Here is a 13,671-nt window from a genome sequence, read left to right on the forward strand (position 1 = left end):
GAGGGGATCCTTAGGGTCCGCTTAAGGGAGGAGTAAGGAGGGGCTCAGGAAGCACAGGACCGGCGTTTCCGCACGGAGCAGCGCAGTGCGCCAATCGGTTGATCTGCGTGGCGGGTCGCGGATCCGCCCGCCCCGTCGGCTGGGACGATCCCGCCCATGGCTCCGAGGACAGGCACTGCCAAGAGTTCTGCAACCGCGCGGGTCGTCCTGCTGACTCTCTCGGCCGGTCAGTTCCTGATGGCGCTCGACAGCTCGGTCATGAACGTCTCGATCGCGACGGTGGCCGAGGACGTGGGCACGACCGTGTCGGGCATCCAGGGCGCGATCACCGCCTACACCCTGGTGATGGCGATGTTCATGATCCCCGGCGGCAAGGTCGGGGCGCTGATCGGCCGCAAACGTGCGTTCATGATCGGCTGCTGCATCTACGGGGCCGGCTCCCTCACCACGGCGCTCGCACCGAACCTTCCCGTACTGCTGCTGGGCTGGTCCTTCCTGGAAGGAATCGGGGCGTCGCTCATCCTGCCCGCGATCGTCGCGCTGGTGGCCGGCAACTTCGTCGCCGAACGCCGGCCCGCCGCCTACGGGCTCGTCGCGGCGGCGGGGGCGGTGGCGATCGCGGTCGGGCCGCTCATCGGGGGTGTCGCGACGACGTACTTCTCCTGGCGGTGGGTGTTCGCCGGTGAGGTGCTGGTGGTGCTCGGCATCCTGGTGCTGGCCCGCCGCATCGCCGACGCCCCGATCGGCGAACGCAAGCGCATCGACCTCGTCGGCGTCGTGCTGTCCGCGCTCGGGCTGGGCCTCTTCGTCTACGGGGTGCTCTGCTCGGACGAATGGGGCTGGTTCCAGCCGAAGCCCGACGCGCCCTCCTGGCTCGGGATCTCGCTGGTCGTGTGGCTGATGCTGGCCGGTCTGCTGCTGATCTGGCTCTTCCTGCGCTGGGAGGCCCGCCTCGTGGAGCAGCGCAAGGAGCCGCTCCTCGACCCGGCCATGCTGCAGAACAAGCAGCTCACCGGCGGGCTGACGATGTTCTTCTTCCAGTACCTCGTGCAGATGGGCGTGTTCTTCGTCGTACCGCTCTACCTGTCGGTCGCGCTCGGCCTGTCCGCACTGCAGACCGGTGCCCGCCTCCTGCCGCTGTCGGTGACACTCCTGGCCGCCGCGGTCCTGATCCCCCGCTTCCTCCCGGACGTCTCGCCGCGGCGGGTGGTGCGGCTCGGGGTCCTCGCCCTGCTCGCGGGCGCGGTGATCCTCATGGCCGCGCTCGACGCGGACGCCGGTGCGGAAGTCGTCACCGTCCCCATGCTGCTGATCGGCCTCGGCATGGGCGCGCTGGCGTCCCAGCTCGGTGCGGTCACCGTGTCCGCGGTACCGGAGGAGCAGAGCGCGGAGGTCGGCGGCGTCCAGAACGCCATCACCAACCTCGGCGCCTCGATCGGGACGGCACTCGCCGGGTCGATCATGATCGCCGCGCTCGCCTCTTCCTTCCTGACCAGTGTGCAGCAGAATCCGTCGATCCCGGACAGCGTCAAGAGCCAGGCGACCGTCAAGATCCAGAGCGGCGTGCCGTTCGTATCGGACGCGCAGCTCAAGACGGCCCTCGACGAAGCCGGCACGAGCAGCGAGGTGGCCGAGGCCGCACTGGACGCGAACGCCGCGGCACGGCTCGACGGACTCCAGGCCGCGCTCGCGATCCTCGCCCTCGCCGCCCTCCTCGCGATGTTCTTCACCCATCGCATCCCGACGACCCAGCCCCGCTCGGCCGTGCCCTAGCCGCCCCGACCGTCCCAACCGCCCTGGACGCGCCAGTCGCCCTACGCGCCCTGGCGGGACAGGGCGCGGGCGACCGGGTGCAGGGCCGCGTACTCCAGCGGGGCGGACGGGTCGATCGAGACGTCGAGCGGCGCCGGCTCGGCGCCCGCCCGGACCAGGAGGTCGCCGACGGCGGCGATCATCGCCCCGTTGTCGGTGCACAGGTTCAGCGGCGGTACGCGCAGGGTGATGCCGGCGGTCCGGCAGCGTTTCTCGGCGAGCGCCCGTACGCGGGAGTTGGCGGCGACCCCGCCCACCACGACCAGGGTCCCCACCCCGTACTCCCGGCAGGCGGCGACCGCCTTGCGCGTCAGGACGTCGGCCACCGCCTCCTGGAGCGAGGCCGCCCCGTCCGCCAGGGGCAGTTCCTCGCCGCGGATCCGGTGCTGTTCGGCCCAGCGGGCGGCGGCCGTCTTGAGGCCGGAGAAGGAGAAGTCGTACCGGGAGTCCCCCGGCCCGGTCAGCGGCCGCGGGAACCGCACGGCGCGCGGGTCGCCCGCGCGGGCGGTGCGGTCGACGGCCGGTCCGCCCGGGTACGGCAGCCCGAACACCCGGGCCACCTTGTCGAAGCACTCCCCGGCCGCGTCGTCGATCGTGTCCCCGAGGTGCACGATCGGGTCGCGCGCCAGATCCCGTACGAGGAGCAGGGAGGTGTGCCCGCCGGAGACGATGAGCACCATGCACGGGTCGGGCAGCGGCCCGTGCTCCAGGGTGTCGGCGGCGACGTGCCCGGCCAGGTGGTGCACCCCGTACAGCGGCACGCCGAGCGAGAAGGCCAGGGTCTTCGCACCGGCGAGGCCGACCTGGAGCGCCCCGGACAGCCCCGGGCCCGTGGTGACGGCCACCGCGCCGATGTCCGCCATCCGCAGCCCGGCCCGGTCCAGGGCCTCCCGTACGACGGGGGTGAAGGAGTGGACGTGGGCCCGCGCGGCGATCTCCGGCACCACGCCGCCGAAACGGGCGTGCTCGTCCATGCTCGACGCCACGGCGTGCCCGAGCAGCCGCCCGTCCCGCACCAGCCCGGCGCCCGTCTCGTCACACGAGGACTCGATCCCGAGCACCACCGGAGAACCCACGACGACCCCTTTCGCACATATGCAGTAGTTGCAACATGCGTGCAATAAGGTACGCCGTCGGCCGGGGTGCGCGCTCACGCGGGAGGGCATTGCCCCGCCCGCCCGGACCGGGCTGCCCGGCTAGCCGGCCGAAGCCGTCAAGGCGGGCAGCGCGGGGATCACCCCTGCGAGCCACCCCGTCGGCCCGGTCGTGAAGTGCGGCGCGGCGGACACCTCCCACCAGGAGCGGACCGCCGTCGTCCGCACGGTCTCGCCGGTGCGCTTGTCGGCGTACTCGACCTCCCGCTCGCCGGTCAGCCGTGCGGCGACCTGGCCCCTCTTGCAGGCCGCCGGATAGTCGTTCCAGTTCACACCCGCCTCCGCCCACAGCAGTTCCTGCATGGCCCCGCTGGACACCCGCTGCAGCCGCTTGTGGGAGAAGTGCGCCTGAGCGGCCATGGAGATGCTGTTGCGGACGGCGTCGCGCTGCCTCCACACGAAGTAGTTGGCGACCTCGACCGGGTCCGACATCGTGAAGACGCGGGCGTCGAAGAGCGCCCGTCGGCCCGGCCGGCGCTCATTGAGCACGGCCGTGGCCAAGGACGCGGAGACGGACAGCTGCTTGGCGGTGACGCCGCCGAACCAGGGTTCGGTCCCCGCCGAGGCGAAGTCGGTGAGGAGCAGGCTGATCTCGTCGGACTGCGTGTACGCGAGCGCCGTTCCCGCCGCTTCGGCGCACAGCGCCTCGGTGACCGCGGCCATGTCCGCGACGAAGCCCGTGTCGAAGGGCTTGTCCGCGTCGGCCAGATAGGTGTGGAAGGCGCGGCCGTCGAGCCGCAGGATCGTGTAGGTGCGGCGGGGCAGGACCGTTCGGTGTGCGGCCTCGTACCGCTTCATCCGGTCGCCGAGTGCCGTCGTGCCGCTCATGGTGCCCCCCCAGGTGTGGTGTCCGGCCCAGGCTATCGGCGGGCCCCCGGGCGGCGGCCCGTAGACGGAAGACGGACCCTCCCGGGGGACGTGGCCCCTTCCCGGGACGCGGACCGTGCCCGGGAAACGGACCGTGCCCGGGACGGGCGTTCCGCGATCCGGAATCTCCTCTGTCATATGCCTACCCGCGCGCCGGGGCCCGTGCATAGGGTGTGGCCCCGGACCATCCCGGGCCCGGCGCCCTCCCGGCTCCCCACGGGAGGGTCGCCGCGCGCGCGGCGCCCGTGACCTCTGCTGCCCGCTGCCCGCTACGTGCTACGTGCTACGCGCTACGCGAGGAGCGCGGCCAGGCCGGCCGGCGTCCGGGCCTGGTCGTCCAGGGCGTCGAGGGCCCGTACCGCCTGGGCGGCCGCCTCCGGGTCGCTCGTGGCGAGCCCGCTCTCGGCGAACTCGTCTTCGTCCAGCCGCAGGACGCGGGACCCGTCCGCCGAGACCCACAGGTCGAGGTCCAGGTCCTCGACGAGGATCTCCCCGCTGCGCACCAGGGCCGGGCGCGTGACGTCGCAGTACCAGCCCTTGAGGACGCCGTCGCCGGTCCACACCTCCTTGACCGCGTACCAGCGCGTCCGCCAGAAGTGCTCGACGAACACGTCGCCCGGCTCGAAGCGGACGAAGCCGAAGTCCCGTACGCCCTCGGCCGCCCAGGGGGCGCGCACGGAGATCCGGTCGCCGTCGTCGGCGACCTGCGCCGCCGGGTAGCGGATCTTGGTCCGGCCGGCCTTGGTCAGGACGACGGTCAGCTGCTCGGTCACACTGTCTCCAGTTTCTTCGTGTAGCGGGTCTCGGTCGCGCAGATCTCGTACCCGAACCACTCGTTGATGGCGAGCATCGGGCCGTTGTCCGCATCGTTGCCGGTGAATGCCTCGGTGTACCCGGCCGCGCGGGCCCGGTGCAGGGACGCCGTCTTGGCGAGTTTGGCCAGGCCCCGGCCGCGGAAGGCGCGCAGGGTGCCGGTCATCGCCGAGGAGTAGCGGGCGGCGCCGTCGGTCTCGGCCGCGCAGAAGGCGGCCACCGCCCCGTCGACCAGGACGACCGTGGTCAGCTCCTTGTCGAGGGACGGGCTGCTCCAGGTGTGCGCGAGCCAGTCCTCGTAGTCGTCGAACGCGGCCGCGACGTCGCCCGGTTCGTCGGCGGTCGCCTCCGCGTCGGCCTCGAAGAGCGGACGCGGATCGGCGGCGAAGGCCGAGGCGGCGACCAGCTCGACCCCGGCGGGGAGGGCCGGCGGCAGCGCGGGCAGCGCGGCCGCCGCCAGGTCCAGGCGCAGGAAGTGCGCGGAGCGGCTGGGGCGGTAGCCGTGCCGCTCGGCGAAGGCGCGAGGGGCGGGCTCGTCGAGGACCCAGGCGTACGCGTCCACCGCGTCCTGCGCGGCGAGGTGCTCCTCGGCGGCGCGGAGCAGGAGCCGGCCGGCGCCGAGGCCGCGGCGGGCCGGGTCGACGTACGCGTTGAGGAACGACTGGCCGGGCTCCGGGCTGTCGTAGGCGATGCCGACCTGGGCGGTGCCGATGACCTGGCCGCCGTCGGTCTCGGCGACGAGGATGCGGTAGCGCTTCGCGGGAGGGGCGCAGGAGAGCTCGAAGGCCACGTCCGCAGCCGTGGTGATCACGAAGGGCAGGGCTGCACGCCGTACCCGCACGACGGACTCCGCATCTAAGGAGTCGCCCGGGCGGAGGTCGCGGATCGATACGGTCATGTGCCAGACGCTACGGGTGCTTTCGCGCCGGGCGCCTCCCAATTTTCCGGCGATGGGGGACAATCACCCGCGTGACCTCGACAAACCTGAAGATCACCATCGATGGCTCGGCCGGGTCGGCCGCCCCGTACGAACAGCTGCGCGCGCAGATCGCCGACCGGGCCCGGTCGGGGAAGCTGCCGGCGGGCTTCAAGCTGCCGACGGTACGGGGGCTGGCGGAGGAGCTGGGGCTGGCCGCCAACACCGTCGCGAAGGCGTACCGGGCGCTGGAGGCGGACGGGGTGATCGAGACGCGGGGCCGCAACGGGACGTTCGTCGCGGCGGCGGAGGGGGCGTCCCGTGAGGCCGCGGCTGCCGCGCAGGCGTACGCGGAGCGGGCCCACCGGCTGGGCCTGACGCAGGCCGAGGCGTCCGCCGCCGCCACCGAAGCCCTCCGGGCCCGGTACGCAGCCGAGTAGCCTCCGCGGCGCCGTTGCCGGTGGCTCCGCCCCGGACCCCCGCGCCTCAATCGCCGGCGGGGCTGTATTTCAGCCCCGCCGGAGGCTAGAGGTACAGGCCTGCCTCCGTGGAGTGCGGCTGCGGCGGCAGGATCGCCGCCGGTCCCGTCCCGCGCCGTAGCGCGAACAGTTCCGCCAGGCTGGCCCCCTCGCGGGGGACGCCCTCGGCGGTGCCCAGCCAGTCCACCGCCTCCCGGTGGGTCAGCCGGCCGACCTCGATGCGCGCCAGGCAGCGCCCCGGCCGTACCACCGCGGGGTGGAGCCGTTCCAGGTCCTCGTTGGTGGTCACCCCGACCAGGACGTTGCGGCCCTGCCCCAGCAGTCCGTCCGTCAGGTTCAGCAGCCGCGACAGCGCCTGCCCGGCGGTGTGGCGGGCCTCGCCGCGGATCAGCTCGTCGCAGTCCTCCAGCAGCAGCAACCGCCAGCGGCCCTTCGCCGTGCCCTCGTCCTCGCCGATCGCGATGTCCATCAGGTAGCCGACGTCGTTGAACAGCCGCTCCGGGTCCAGGACGCAGTCCACCTGGCACCAGTCCCGCCAGGACCGGGCCAGAGTGCGCAGCGCGGAGGTCTTGCCCGTGCCCGGCGGGCCGTGCAGCAGGAGCAGCCGGCCCGCGATGTCGTCCGGGGTCACCTTCATCAGCCGGTCCATGGCCCCGGCCACCGGCGCGGTGTAGTTGGGCCGCACCTCGGCCCAGGTCCCGGCCGCGATCTGGCGGGTCGTCCGGTACGGGCCGCGGCGCGGGGAGACGTACCAGAAGCCCATCGTCACGTTCTCCGGCTGCGGTTCGGGCTCGTCCTGCACGCCTTCCGTGGCCGTGCCGAGCACGCTGGCGGCGAGTTCGTCGCTGACCGCCGTCACGGTCACGTCCGCGCCCCGGCTCCAGCGCGAGACGAGCATCGTCCAGCCCTCGCCCTCGGCGAGGGTGGCGCTGCGGTCGCTGTCGCGCGCCGAGCGCAACACGGTGGCCTCCGGCGGCAGGAGGGTCGCCTCCGCCTTGACCCGCTCGATCGACATGCTGTGCGAGTACGGCTGCTCGCCGGATGCGAACCGGCCGAGAAACAGCGCGTCGACGACATCCGACGGGGAATCGCTGTCGTCGACGTTGAGCCGGATCGGCAGCGCGTCATGCGGGTTGGCTGGCATGGCGCCCATGATCCGGCACACGGTGCCCCCGTGCACCCGTGTTTCGCCGGATCGGGTGCCCAAGTTCCCTCTTCAAACGCATTCGGAGTGAAGGTTCGGACCGCAACTCTGCTCCGAACATTCTTGGCATGGACACTTCCAGCGGGCCCCGGCTGCTTGTACCACGGACTCAGGAGTAACCCCCACAAGGAGCCGCACACATGAGCTGGAAACCGTCGCGCTTCGCTGCCCTCACCTTCTCCCTGTTACTCGCCGCGGGCGCCGCCCTGTTCGGCGCGGGCCAGGCGGCCGCCGCCGCCCGGGCCGACTTCGGCTACGTCGCCCTCGGCGACTCGTACTCCTCCGGCCTCGGCGCCGGCAACTACGACGGCGCGAGCGGGAACTGCAAGCGCACCACCCGCGCCTACCCGGCCCTGTGGGCCGCCACCCATTCCCCCCAGACCTTCTCCTTCACCGCCTGCTCGGGCGCCCGTACGAACGACGTCCTCGCGGGCCAGCTCGCCCCGCTCAACTCCGGCACCGACCTCGTCAGCATCACCATCGGCGGCAACGACGCGGGATTCTCCGACGTCATGACGACCTGTGTGCTCCAGTCCGAATCCACCTGCATCAGCCGCGTGAACCAGGCCAAGGCCTACGTGGACTCCACCCTCCCCGGCCGGCTCGACCAGGTCTACAACGCCATCGACAGCCGGTCGCCCGGCGCGCACGTCGTCGTCCTCGGCTATCCCCGCTTCTACAAGCTGAACGGCACCTGCACCACCGGCCTGACCGAGGGCGAGCGCGCCGCCATCAACGGCGCCGCAGACCACCTCAACGCCGCCATCGCCAAACGCGCCGCCGACCACGGCTTCACCTTCGCCTCGGTCGCCGGCGCCTTCACGGGCCACGAGATCTGCTCCGGCAACGCGTGGCTGCACAGCGTCAACTGGTTGAACATCGCGGAGTCGTACCACCCGACCGCCGCCGGACAGTCCGGCGGCTACCTGCCGGCGTTCACCAACGCGGCCTGATCCGCGTATCAGGCCTGATCCGCGTGTCAGGCAGGCTCCTGGTGTCAGGCCGGCTCCGGGTGCTCGCCCTCACCGTCCCCAGGGGTCGCCGGAGCGCTCGCCGTGGGCGTGACGGCCGGTGACGGACTCGGTTCGGGGGAGGAGGCCCCGCCCGTCGGGGTCTCCTTCCTGCACGTCACCGAGGTGGCCACCCACTGGGTGGTCACCTCGGCCGGCCCCCGCACCTCCAGCCGGACCGCGTCGTCGAAGGTCCCGTCCGCGACGTGCGTGAGCTCGGTGTGCTCCAGCCGCCGGCTCTTCGGCCCGGCCCCCTCGTACGTGACGGACTGCCAGCCGGGGCCCGAGGTCCGCCCGCTCCGCGTGGCCCAGCGGTACTCCAGCACGACCGGAGTGCGCTCCACCTCGACGGTGGCGGCGAAGGCGGGCGCGTGCCCGGCGGGCGGCGGACAGCTGCCGGTGTACGTGGAGCGCACGGCGTTGACGTACACCGAGACGTGCTGCGCCGCACCGGGCGACGCCGAGGCCGACGCCGGGGCCGATCCGGACGGAGGGGCCGAGGGCGGCGTGGTGGCGGGCCGGGCGGTGGTGGCCGAACCGGACGGAGCGCCGCCGTTCCCGCGGGCGCCGCCGGCCGGCTGGCGATCCTTCAGCAGCAGCCACCCCAGCACGGCCAGGGCCAGCAGCAGCACCGCGATCCCCACGGTCAGCACCAGCCCGGCGCGGCTCTCGCGCGCATCCGGCCGGGGTGCGGGCAGCGGCGGCGTGGGCTGCCCGTACGACGACCCCTGCGTTCCGGGGGCTCGCGGCACCCCTTGCGCTCCGCCGCCCCCCGGCTCGTGCCGGTGGTGCGCGGTGGCCGTCGGCGTGTCCGGTCCCGACACCGGCCCGCCCGAGGCCCGCACGGCCCCGCCCGCGCCCACCACCCGCAGCATCCGGGCCGCCTCCGCCGCGGGCAGCCGCTCGGCCGGGTCCTTCCGCAGCAGCCCCTCCAGTACGGGCTCCAGCGGCCCGGCCCGGCGCGGCCGCGGCAACTCCTCGTCCACCACGGCCCGCAGCGTGTCCAGAGGGGTGGCCTGCCGGAACGGCGAGACGCCCTCGACGGCCGCGTAGAGCATCACCCCGAGCGACCACAGGTCCGACTCGGGGCCCGGATCACGGCCCAACGCCCGCTCGGGGGCCAGGAATTCGGGGGAGCCGACCACCTCGCCCGTCATGGTGATGGCGGAGGAGCCCTCCAGGCTCGCGATCCCGAAGTCGCTGAGCACCACCCGGCCGTCGTTGGCGATCAGCACGTTCGCCGGCTTCACGTCCCGGTGCAGCACGCCGGAGTCGTGCGCGGACCGCAGCGCGGCCAGGACCTGCTCCCCGATGTGCGCGGCGCGCTGCGGGCTCATCGGCCCCTCGGCCTCCAGCACGTCGGCCAGCGAGAGCCCGCGGATCAGCTCCATCACGATCCAGGGCCGCCCGTCCTCGGACGCCACGTCGTAGACCGTGACGACCCCGCGGTGCGAGACCCTGGCCGCCGCCCAGGCCTCCCGCTCCAGCCGCCGGTACATGCGCTGCAGTTCGGCGGCGTCCAGCCCGGCCGGCGCCCGGACCTCCTTGACGGCGACGTCGCGGGCCAGCACCTCGTCCCGGGCGCGCCACACGATGCCCATCCCGCCGCGGCCGATCGGTTCCAGCAGGCGGTACCGGCCCGAGATGACACGATCGGAGTTCGATTCCTCACTCACGCGGGCCCCCCGGTGTGTTCCTGTGCGCCCATGGGTCATCAGGTGATCACTCCAAGTTAGCGCAGTGTGCGCCAAGTGGCCCCTGTCGTGACGCGACTCGCGCGGGGGCCTCCGCAGCGTGACATCTATGCGGAGAGTGACGGCCGACTCCGCTGAGTAATCGTCAACTCCCCGTCGCCATAGGGGTAATTCACACCACCGGGATACCCGAGGGCGACGCGAGGGCGATAGGGTTAACCTGCCCGGGCCGGGTGCCCTCGTACGGGTGGGGAGAGATCATGGAACAAATAGCAATGCGCAGCAGGCCGCCTCGCGTGCCTGCCATCACCTGCGGGAGCAGCGCGACCAGTTCGCGCCTCGACCGCCACCTCGCCGTGCTGGGCGGTCCTGCCGTCCCGCACCGGGAGACCGCCGAGGCGACGCTGCTGATGCGCGAGCTCACCTCCCGCGACCACACGCACCGCCTGCGGAGCCGGAGCGCGCGCGTCTCGCTCTTCGCGCCGCTGCGCCGCCTGCGTCGCACGCTTTTCGGCAGCCGCCGCTCGTAACCGTCCCCGCAGCGCAGCCGTTCGCCCCTTCGGCCTCCGGCTTCCCGGCCCTACGCGATCACACCGTCCCGGCGCAGTTCCGAGATCTGCGCGCCCGCCATCCCCAGGGCGCGCAGCAGGGCCTCGGTGTGTTCGCCCAGCGCGGGCACCGCACCCATGTGCGGTGCCGCGCCGCCCGGCAGCCCGATCGGGGGCAGCAGGGCCCGCAGCGGACCGACCGGTGATCCCACCTCCCGCCAGCGGTCCCGGGCCGCCAGCTGCGGATGCCCGGCCAGTTGTGCCACCGAGTTCAGCCGCGCGCACGCGATGCCCGCCGCCTCCAGCCGTACGATCGCCTCGTCCGCGCCCAGCCCGCCCAGCGCCTGCGCCACCACCGCGTCGGTCTTCTCCCGGTTCCCCGTCCGGGCCGTGTTCGTCGCGTACGCCGGATCGTCCGCCAACTCGGGCCGCTCCAGCACCTGTTCCGCCAACCGCCGCCACTCGCGGTCGTTCTGCACCGACAGCAGCACCCGGTCCCCGTCGGCCGTCGGATACGCGTCGTAGGGCGCGATCACCGCGTGCGCGAGGCCGGTGCGCACGGGCTGCTCCCCGCCGTGCATCGTGTGGTGCAGCGGATGCCCCATCCACTCGGCGAGCGCATCCAGCATCGACACCTCCACCCTGCCCCCGCGCCCTGTGACCCCGCGGCGCAGCAGCGCGGCCAGCACACCCGAGAAGGCGTACATGGCCGCGGCGATGTCCGCCGCCGGAATCCCCGCCTTGACGGGCTGTTCCGGAGTGCCCGTGACCGACACCAGCCCCGCCTCGCACTGCACGAGCATGTCGTAGGCGCGCTTGTGGGCGTACGGGCCCTCGGCGCCGTAGCCCGAGACGTCCACGGCGACCAGCCGCGGGTAACGCGCGCACAGGGCGGCCGAGTCGAGTCCGAGCCGGGCGGCCGCCCCCTGGGCCAGGTTCTGCACGAAGACGTCGGCGTCGGCGAGCAGCCCGTGCAGGACCTCCCGGCCGCGCGGGTCCTTCAGGTCGAGCGCGATCGACTCCTTGCCCCGGTTGGCCCAGACGAAGTGCGAGGCGAGGCCGTGCGCGGCGGTGTCGTAGGAGCGCGCGAAGTCGCCGCCGTCGGGGCGCTCGACCTTGATCACCCTGGCGCCGAGGTCGGCCAGCTGGCGGGTGGCGAAGGGGGCCGAGACGGCCTGTTCGACGGCGACGACGGTGACGCCGTCGAGGGGGAGCGGTTCGGTAGCCATGGGCCCTGCCTACCGGGTCGGACGGGGAACTGTCACCAGGCGGGGTCGTGACATGCGTCATCCGTGCGCCGGCCGCGTCCGGTTCGGGCGTCAGCCCTGCCCGCGCGCGAACCTGCGCGTGGCCAGCGGCACGAACACCGCCAGGAGCAGCCCCGACCACAGCAGCGCCCCGGCCACGGGATGCGCGGCGGGCCAGGCCGCGCCCGCCCCGGCCTCGGCCCCGGCGTTCCCGCACAGCTGGCGAACGGCGGTGGCGACGGCGCTGATCGGGTTCCACTCGGCGACCGCGCGCAGCCACCCGGGCAGTCCGGCGGTCGGCAGGTACGCGCTGGACAGCATCGGCAGGACGAAGGTCGCGCTGCCCAGCTGGCCCGCCGCCTCCTCGCTCCGGCTCAACAGGCCCAGGTACGTGCCCGCCCACGCGGTGGCGAAGCGGAACAGCAGCAGCACGCCCAGGGCCCCCAACGCGCCGGGGAGGCCGTTCTCGATCCGCCAGCCCATCGCCAGCCCCACCAGCATCAGCGGCACCATCGACACGCCGGTGGTGAGCAGGTCGGCCGCCGTCTGCCCGAGCGGCACGGCGGTGCGGCTCATCGGCAGGGTCCGGAACCGGTCCGTCACCCCGCGGTGGGCGTCCTGCGCCGCCGTGAACATGCCGGTCATCAGGCCGTTCGCGGCGGTGGCGGCGAGCAGCCCCGGGACCAGGAACTCCCGGTACTCCGCGCCCGGCATGGCGAGGGCGCTGCCGAAGACGTAGCCGAAGAAGAGCAGCATGGTGATCGGCATGGTCTGGGTCAGGATCAGGAGCGCCGGGGCGTGCCGGGCCTTCTGGAGCTGGCGGGTCAGGACGGCTCCGCCGTCGGACAGCAGGGTGCTCATGCGGCGTACTCCTGGCCGGCGGGACGGGTCTGGGGGCGGTCCTGGGGGCGGTCCTGGGGCTCGGGTCGGGCACCGGGCTGGGGGCGGGCCCGGGTGAGGCGCAGGAACACCTCGTCGAGGGTGGGCGGGCGCAGGCTCGCGTCCGTGACCGGCACGCCGGCCGTGTCGAGTTCCCGGATGATCCGGGGCAGGGTCAGCCCGGTGTCGAGGACGGTCACGCCGACGGTCAGCCGCTCCTCGTCGAGCACGGGCCGGCCGCCGGTGAGCTGGTCGAGCACGGCGGCGGCCCCCGCGAGCGCGTCGCGCGCGGTGACGGTCACCTCGGCGCGGGCGCCGATCCGGGCCTTGAGCCGGGCCGGGGTGCCGGTGGCGACGGCCCGGCCGCGGTCGACGACCACGATGTCGTCGGCGAGCCGGTCGGCCTCCTCCAGGTACTGGCTGGTGAGCAGCACGGTGGTGCCCTCGGCTCCCTTGTCGACGAGTTCCCGTACCGCGGTCCAGATGTGCTCCCGGGCCGCCGGATCGAGGCCGGTCGTCGGTTCGTCGAGGAAGAGCACGCGGGGGCGGGTGATCAGACCGGCGGCCAGGTCCAGGCGCCGCCTCATGCCGCCGGACCAGGTGGAGGCCACCCGGTCGGCGGCCTCGCCGAGCCCGAAGCGCTCCAGCAGCTCGTCGGCCCGGGCCCGGCTCGCGGAACCGCGCAGTCCGGTGAGCCGGGCGAAGAGCCGGAGGTTCTCACGGCCGGTCAGGTCCCCGTCGACGGAGGCGTACTGGCCGGTGACGCCGATGGCGCGGCGGACGGCGGCGGGGTCCCGCGTGACGTCGTGGCCGGCGATGAGGGCGCGGCCGCCGGAGGGCGGGGTCAGGGTGGCGAGGATCCGGACGGCGGTGGTCTTGCCCGCGCCGTTGGGGCCGAGGAGACCGCAGACGGTGCCCTCGGGGACGGCGAGGTCGAGGCCGCGCAGGGCGTGGACCTCCCCGTAGTTCTTCTCCAGACCTTCACTAAGTACAGCGTACGTAGTCGTCATGTGCGCCACCGTACCTCACTACGTACGTCGTACGTAAC

The 13,671-nt window shown here is 73.4% G+C and carries 13 protein-coding genes; 4 read left to right on the plus strand and 9 right to left on the minus strand.

Translation table 11 applies throughout. The features are described 5' to 3' along the window. Nucleotides 1-156 precede the first annotated feature (156 nt). Nucleotides 157-1,773 (plus strand): MFS transporter, encoded by a 1,617-nt coding sequence (locus OG534_RS28855; protein ID WP_326591851.1) that lies wholly within the window; start codon nt 157-159, stop codon nt 1,771-1,773. 41 nt (nt 1,774-1,814) lie between these two features. Here OG534_RS28855 and tsaD read toward each other — a convergent pair whose 3' ends face one another. The 4 genes from tsaD to OG534_RS28875 all read right to left on the minus strand — a co-directional run bounded on the left by tsaD (nt 1,815) and on the right by OG534_RS28875 (nt 5,544). Further along, nucleotides 1,815-2,888, minus strand: coding sequence for a tRNA (adenosine(37)-N6)-threonylcarbamoyltransferase complex transferase subunit TsaD (gene tsaD, locus OG534_RS28860; RefSeq protein ID WP_326591853.1), 1,074 nt, complete (start codon nt 2,886-2,888; stop codon nt 1,815-1,817). Between the two features lie 120 nt (nt 2,889-3,008). Next, entirely contained in the window at nt 3,009-3,794 is a 786-nt protein-coding gene (locus OG534_RS28865) for a tRNA(His) guanylyltransferase Thg1 family protein (protein WP_326591854.1), read from the minus strand. Nucleotides 3,795-4,123: 329 nt separating this feature from the next. Next, the gene (locus tag OG534_RS28870) at nt 4,124-4,606 is read right to left on the minus strand and encodes a DUF402 domain-containing protein (protein ID WP_326591856.1); all 483 of its coding nucleotides are present in this window, start codon (nt 4,604-4,606) and stop codon (nt 4,124-4,126) included. Next, complete coding sequence (locus OG534_RS28875) at nt 4,603-5,544, minus strand: GNAT family N-acetyltransferase (protein WP_326591858.1); 942 nt, start codon at nt 5,542-5,544, stop codon at nt 4,603-4,605. The genes OG534_RS28870 and OG534_RS28875 overlap by 4 nt, the downstream gene beginning before the upstream one ends. Before the next feature lie 71 nt (nt 5,545-5,615). On the opposite strand from OG534_RS28875, the gene OG534_RS28880 reads away from it, so the two are divergent. Further along, nucleotides 5,616-6,002: a GntR family transcriptional regulator gene (locus OG534_RS28880; protein WP_326591860.1), complete on the plus strand. Its 387-nt coding sequence runs from the start codon at nt 5,616-5,618 to the stop codon at nt 6,000-6,002. 85 nt (nt 6,003-6,087) lie between these two features. Here the strand turns inward: OG534_RS28880 and OG534_RS28885 are convergent, their stop codons facing one another. Continuing rightward, nucleotides 6,088-7,185 (minus strand): DUF5925 domain-containing protein, encoded by a 1,098-nt coding sequence (locus tag OG534_RS28885; RefSeq protein ID WP_326591862.1) that lies wholly within the window; start codon nt 7,183-7,185, stop codon nt 6,088-6,090. Nucleotides 7,186-7,385: 200 nt separating this feature from the next. Here OG534_RS28885 and OG534_RS28890 point away from each other — a divergent pair, with 200 nt between their 5' ends. After that, nucleotides 7,386-8,198, plus strand: a complete 813-nt coding sequence (locus OG534_RS28890) for an SGNH/GDSL hydrolase family protein (protein WP_326591864.1) — start codon at nt 7,386-7,388, stop codon at nt 8,196-8,198. 44 nt (nt 8,199-8,242) lie between these two features. Here OG534_RS28890 and OG534_RS28895 read toward each other — a convergent pair whose 3' ends face one another. Further along, nucleotides 8,243-9,931: a serine/threonine-protein kinase gene (locus tag OG534_RS28895; protein WP_326591866.1), complete on the minus strand. Its 1,689-nt coding sequence runs from the start codon at nt 9,929-9,931 to the stop codon at nt 8,243-8,245. 278 nt (nt 9,932-10,209) lie between these two features. Between OG534_RS28895 and OG534_RS28900 the strand changes: the two genes are divergently transcribed. After that, the gene (locus OG534_RS28900; protein WP_076046471.1) at nt 10,210-10,479 is read left to right on the plus strand and encodes a hypothetical protein; all 270 of its coding nucleotides are present in this window, start codon (nt 10,210-10,212) and stop codon (nt 10,477-10,479) included. 50 nt (nt 10,480-10,529) lie between these two features. On the opposite strand, the gene OG534_RS28905 is transcribed toward OG534_RS28900, so the two are convergent. From OG534_RS28905 to OG534_RS28915, 3 genes are all read right to left on the minus strand, one after another. Beyond that, nucleotides 10,530-11,726, minus strand: a complete 1,197-nt coding sequence (locus OG534_RS28905) for a CaiB/BaiF CoA transferase family protein (RefSeq protein ID WP_326591870.1) — start codon at nt 11,724-11,726, stop codon at nt 10,530-10,532. 90 nt (nt 11,727-11,816) lie between these two features. Further along, nucleotides 11,817-12,605 (minus strand): ABC transporter permease, encoded by a 789-nt coding sequence (locus OG534_RS28910; RefSeq protein WP_326591872.1) that lies wholly within the window; start codon nt 12,603-12,605, stop codon nt 11,817-11,819. Further along, nucleotides 12,602-13,633, minus strand: a complete 1,032-nt coding sequence (locus tag OG534_RS28915) for an ATP-binding cassette domain-containing protein (RefSeq protein ID WP_326591873.1) — start codon at nt 13,631-13,633, stop codon at nt 12,602-12,604. The genes OG534_RS28910 and OG534_RS28915 overlap by 4 nt, the downstream gene beginning before the upstream one ends. Nucleotides 13,634-13,671 lie beyond the last annotated feature (38 nt).

This window comes from Streptomyces sp. NBC_01294 (assembly GCF_035917235.1).
GTDB classification, from domain to species: Bacteria; Actinomycetota; Actinomycetes; order Streptomycetales; family Streptomycetaceae; genus Streptomyces; species Streptomyces caledonius.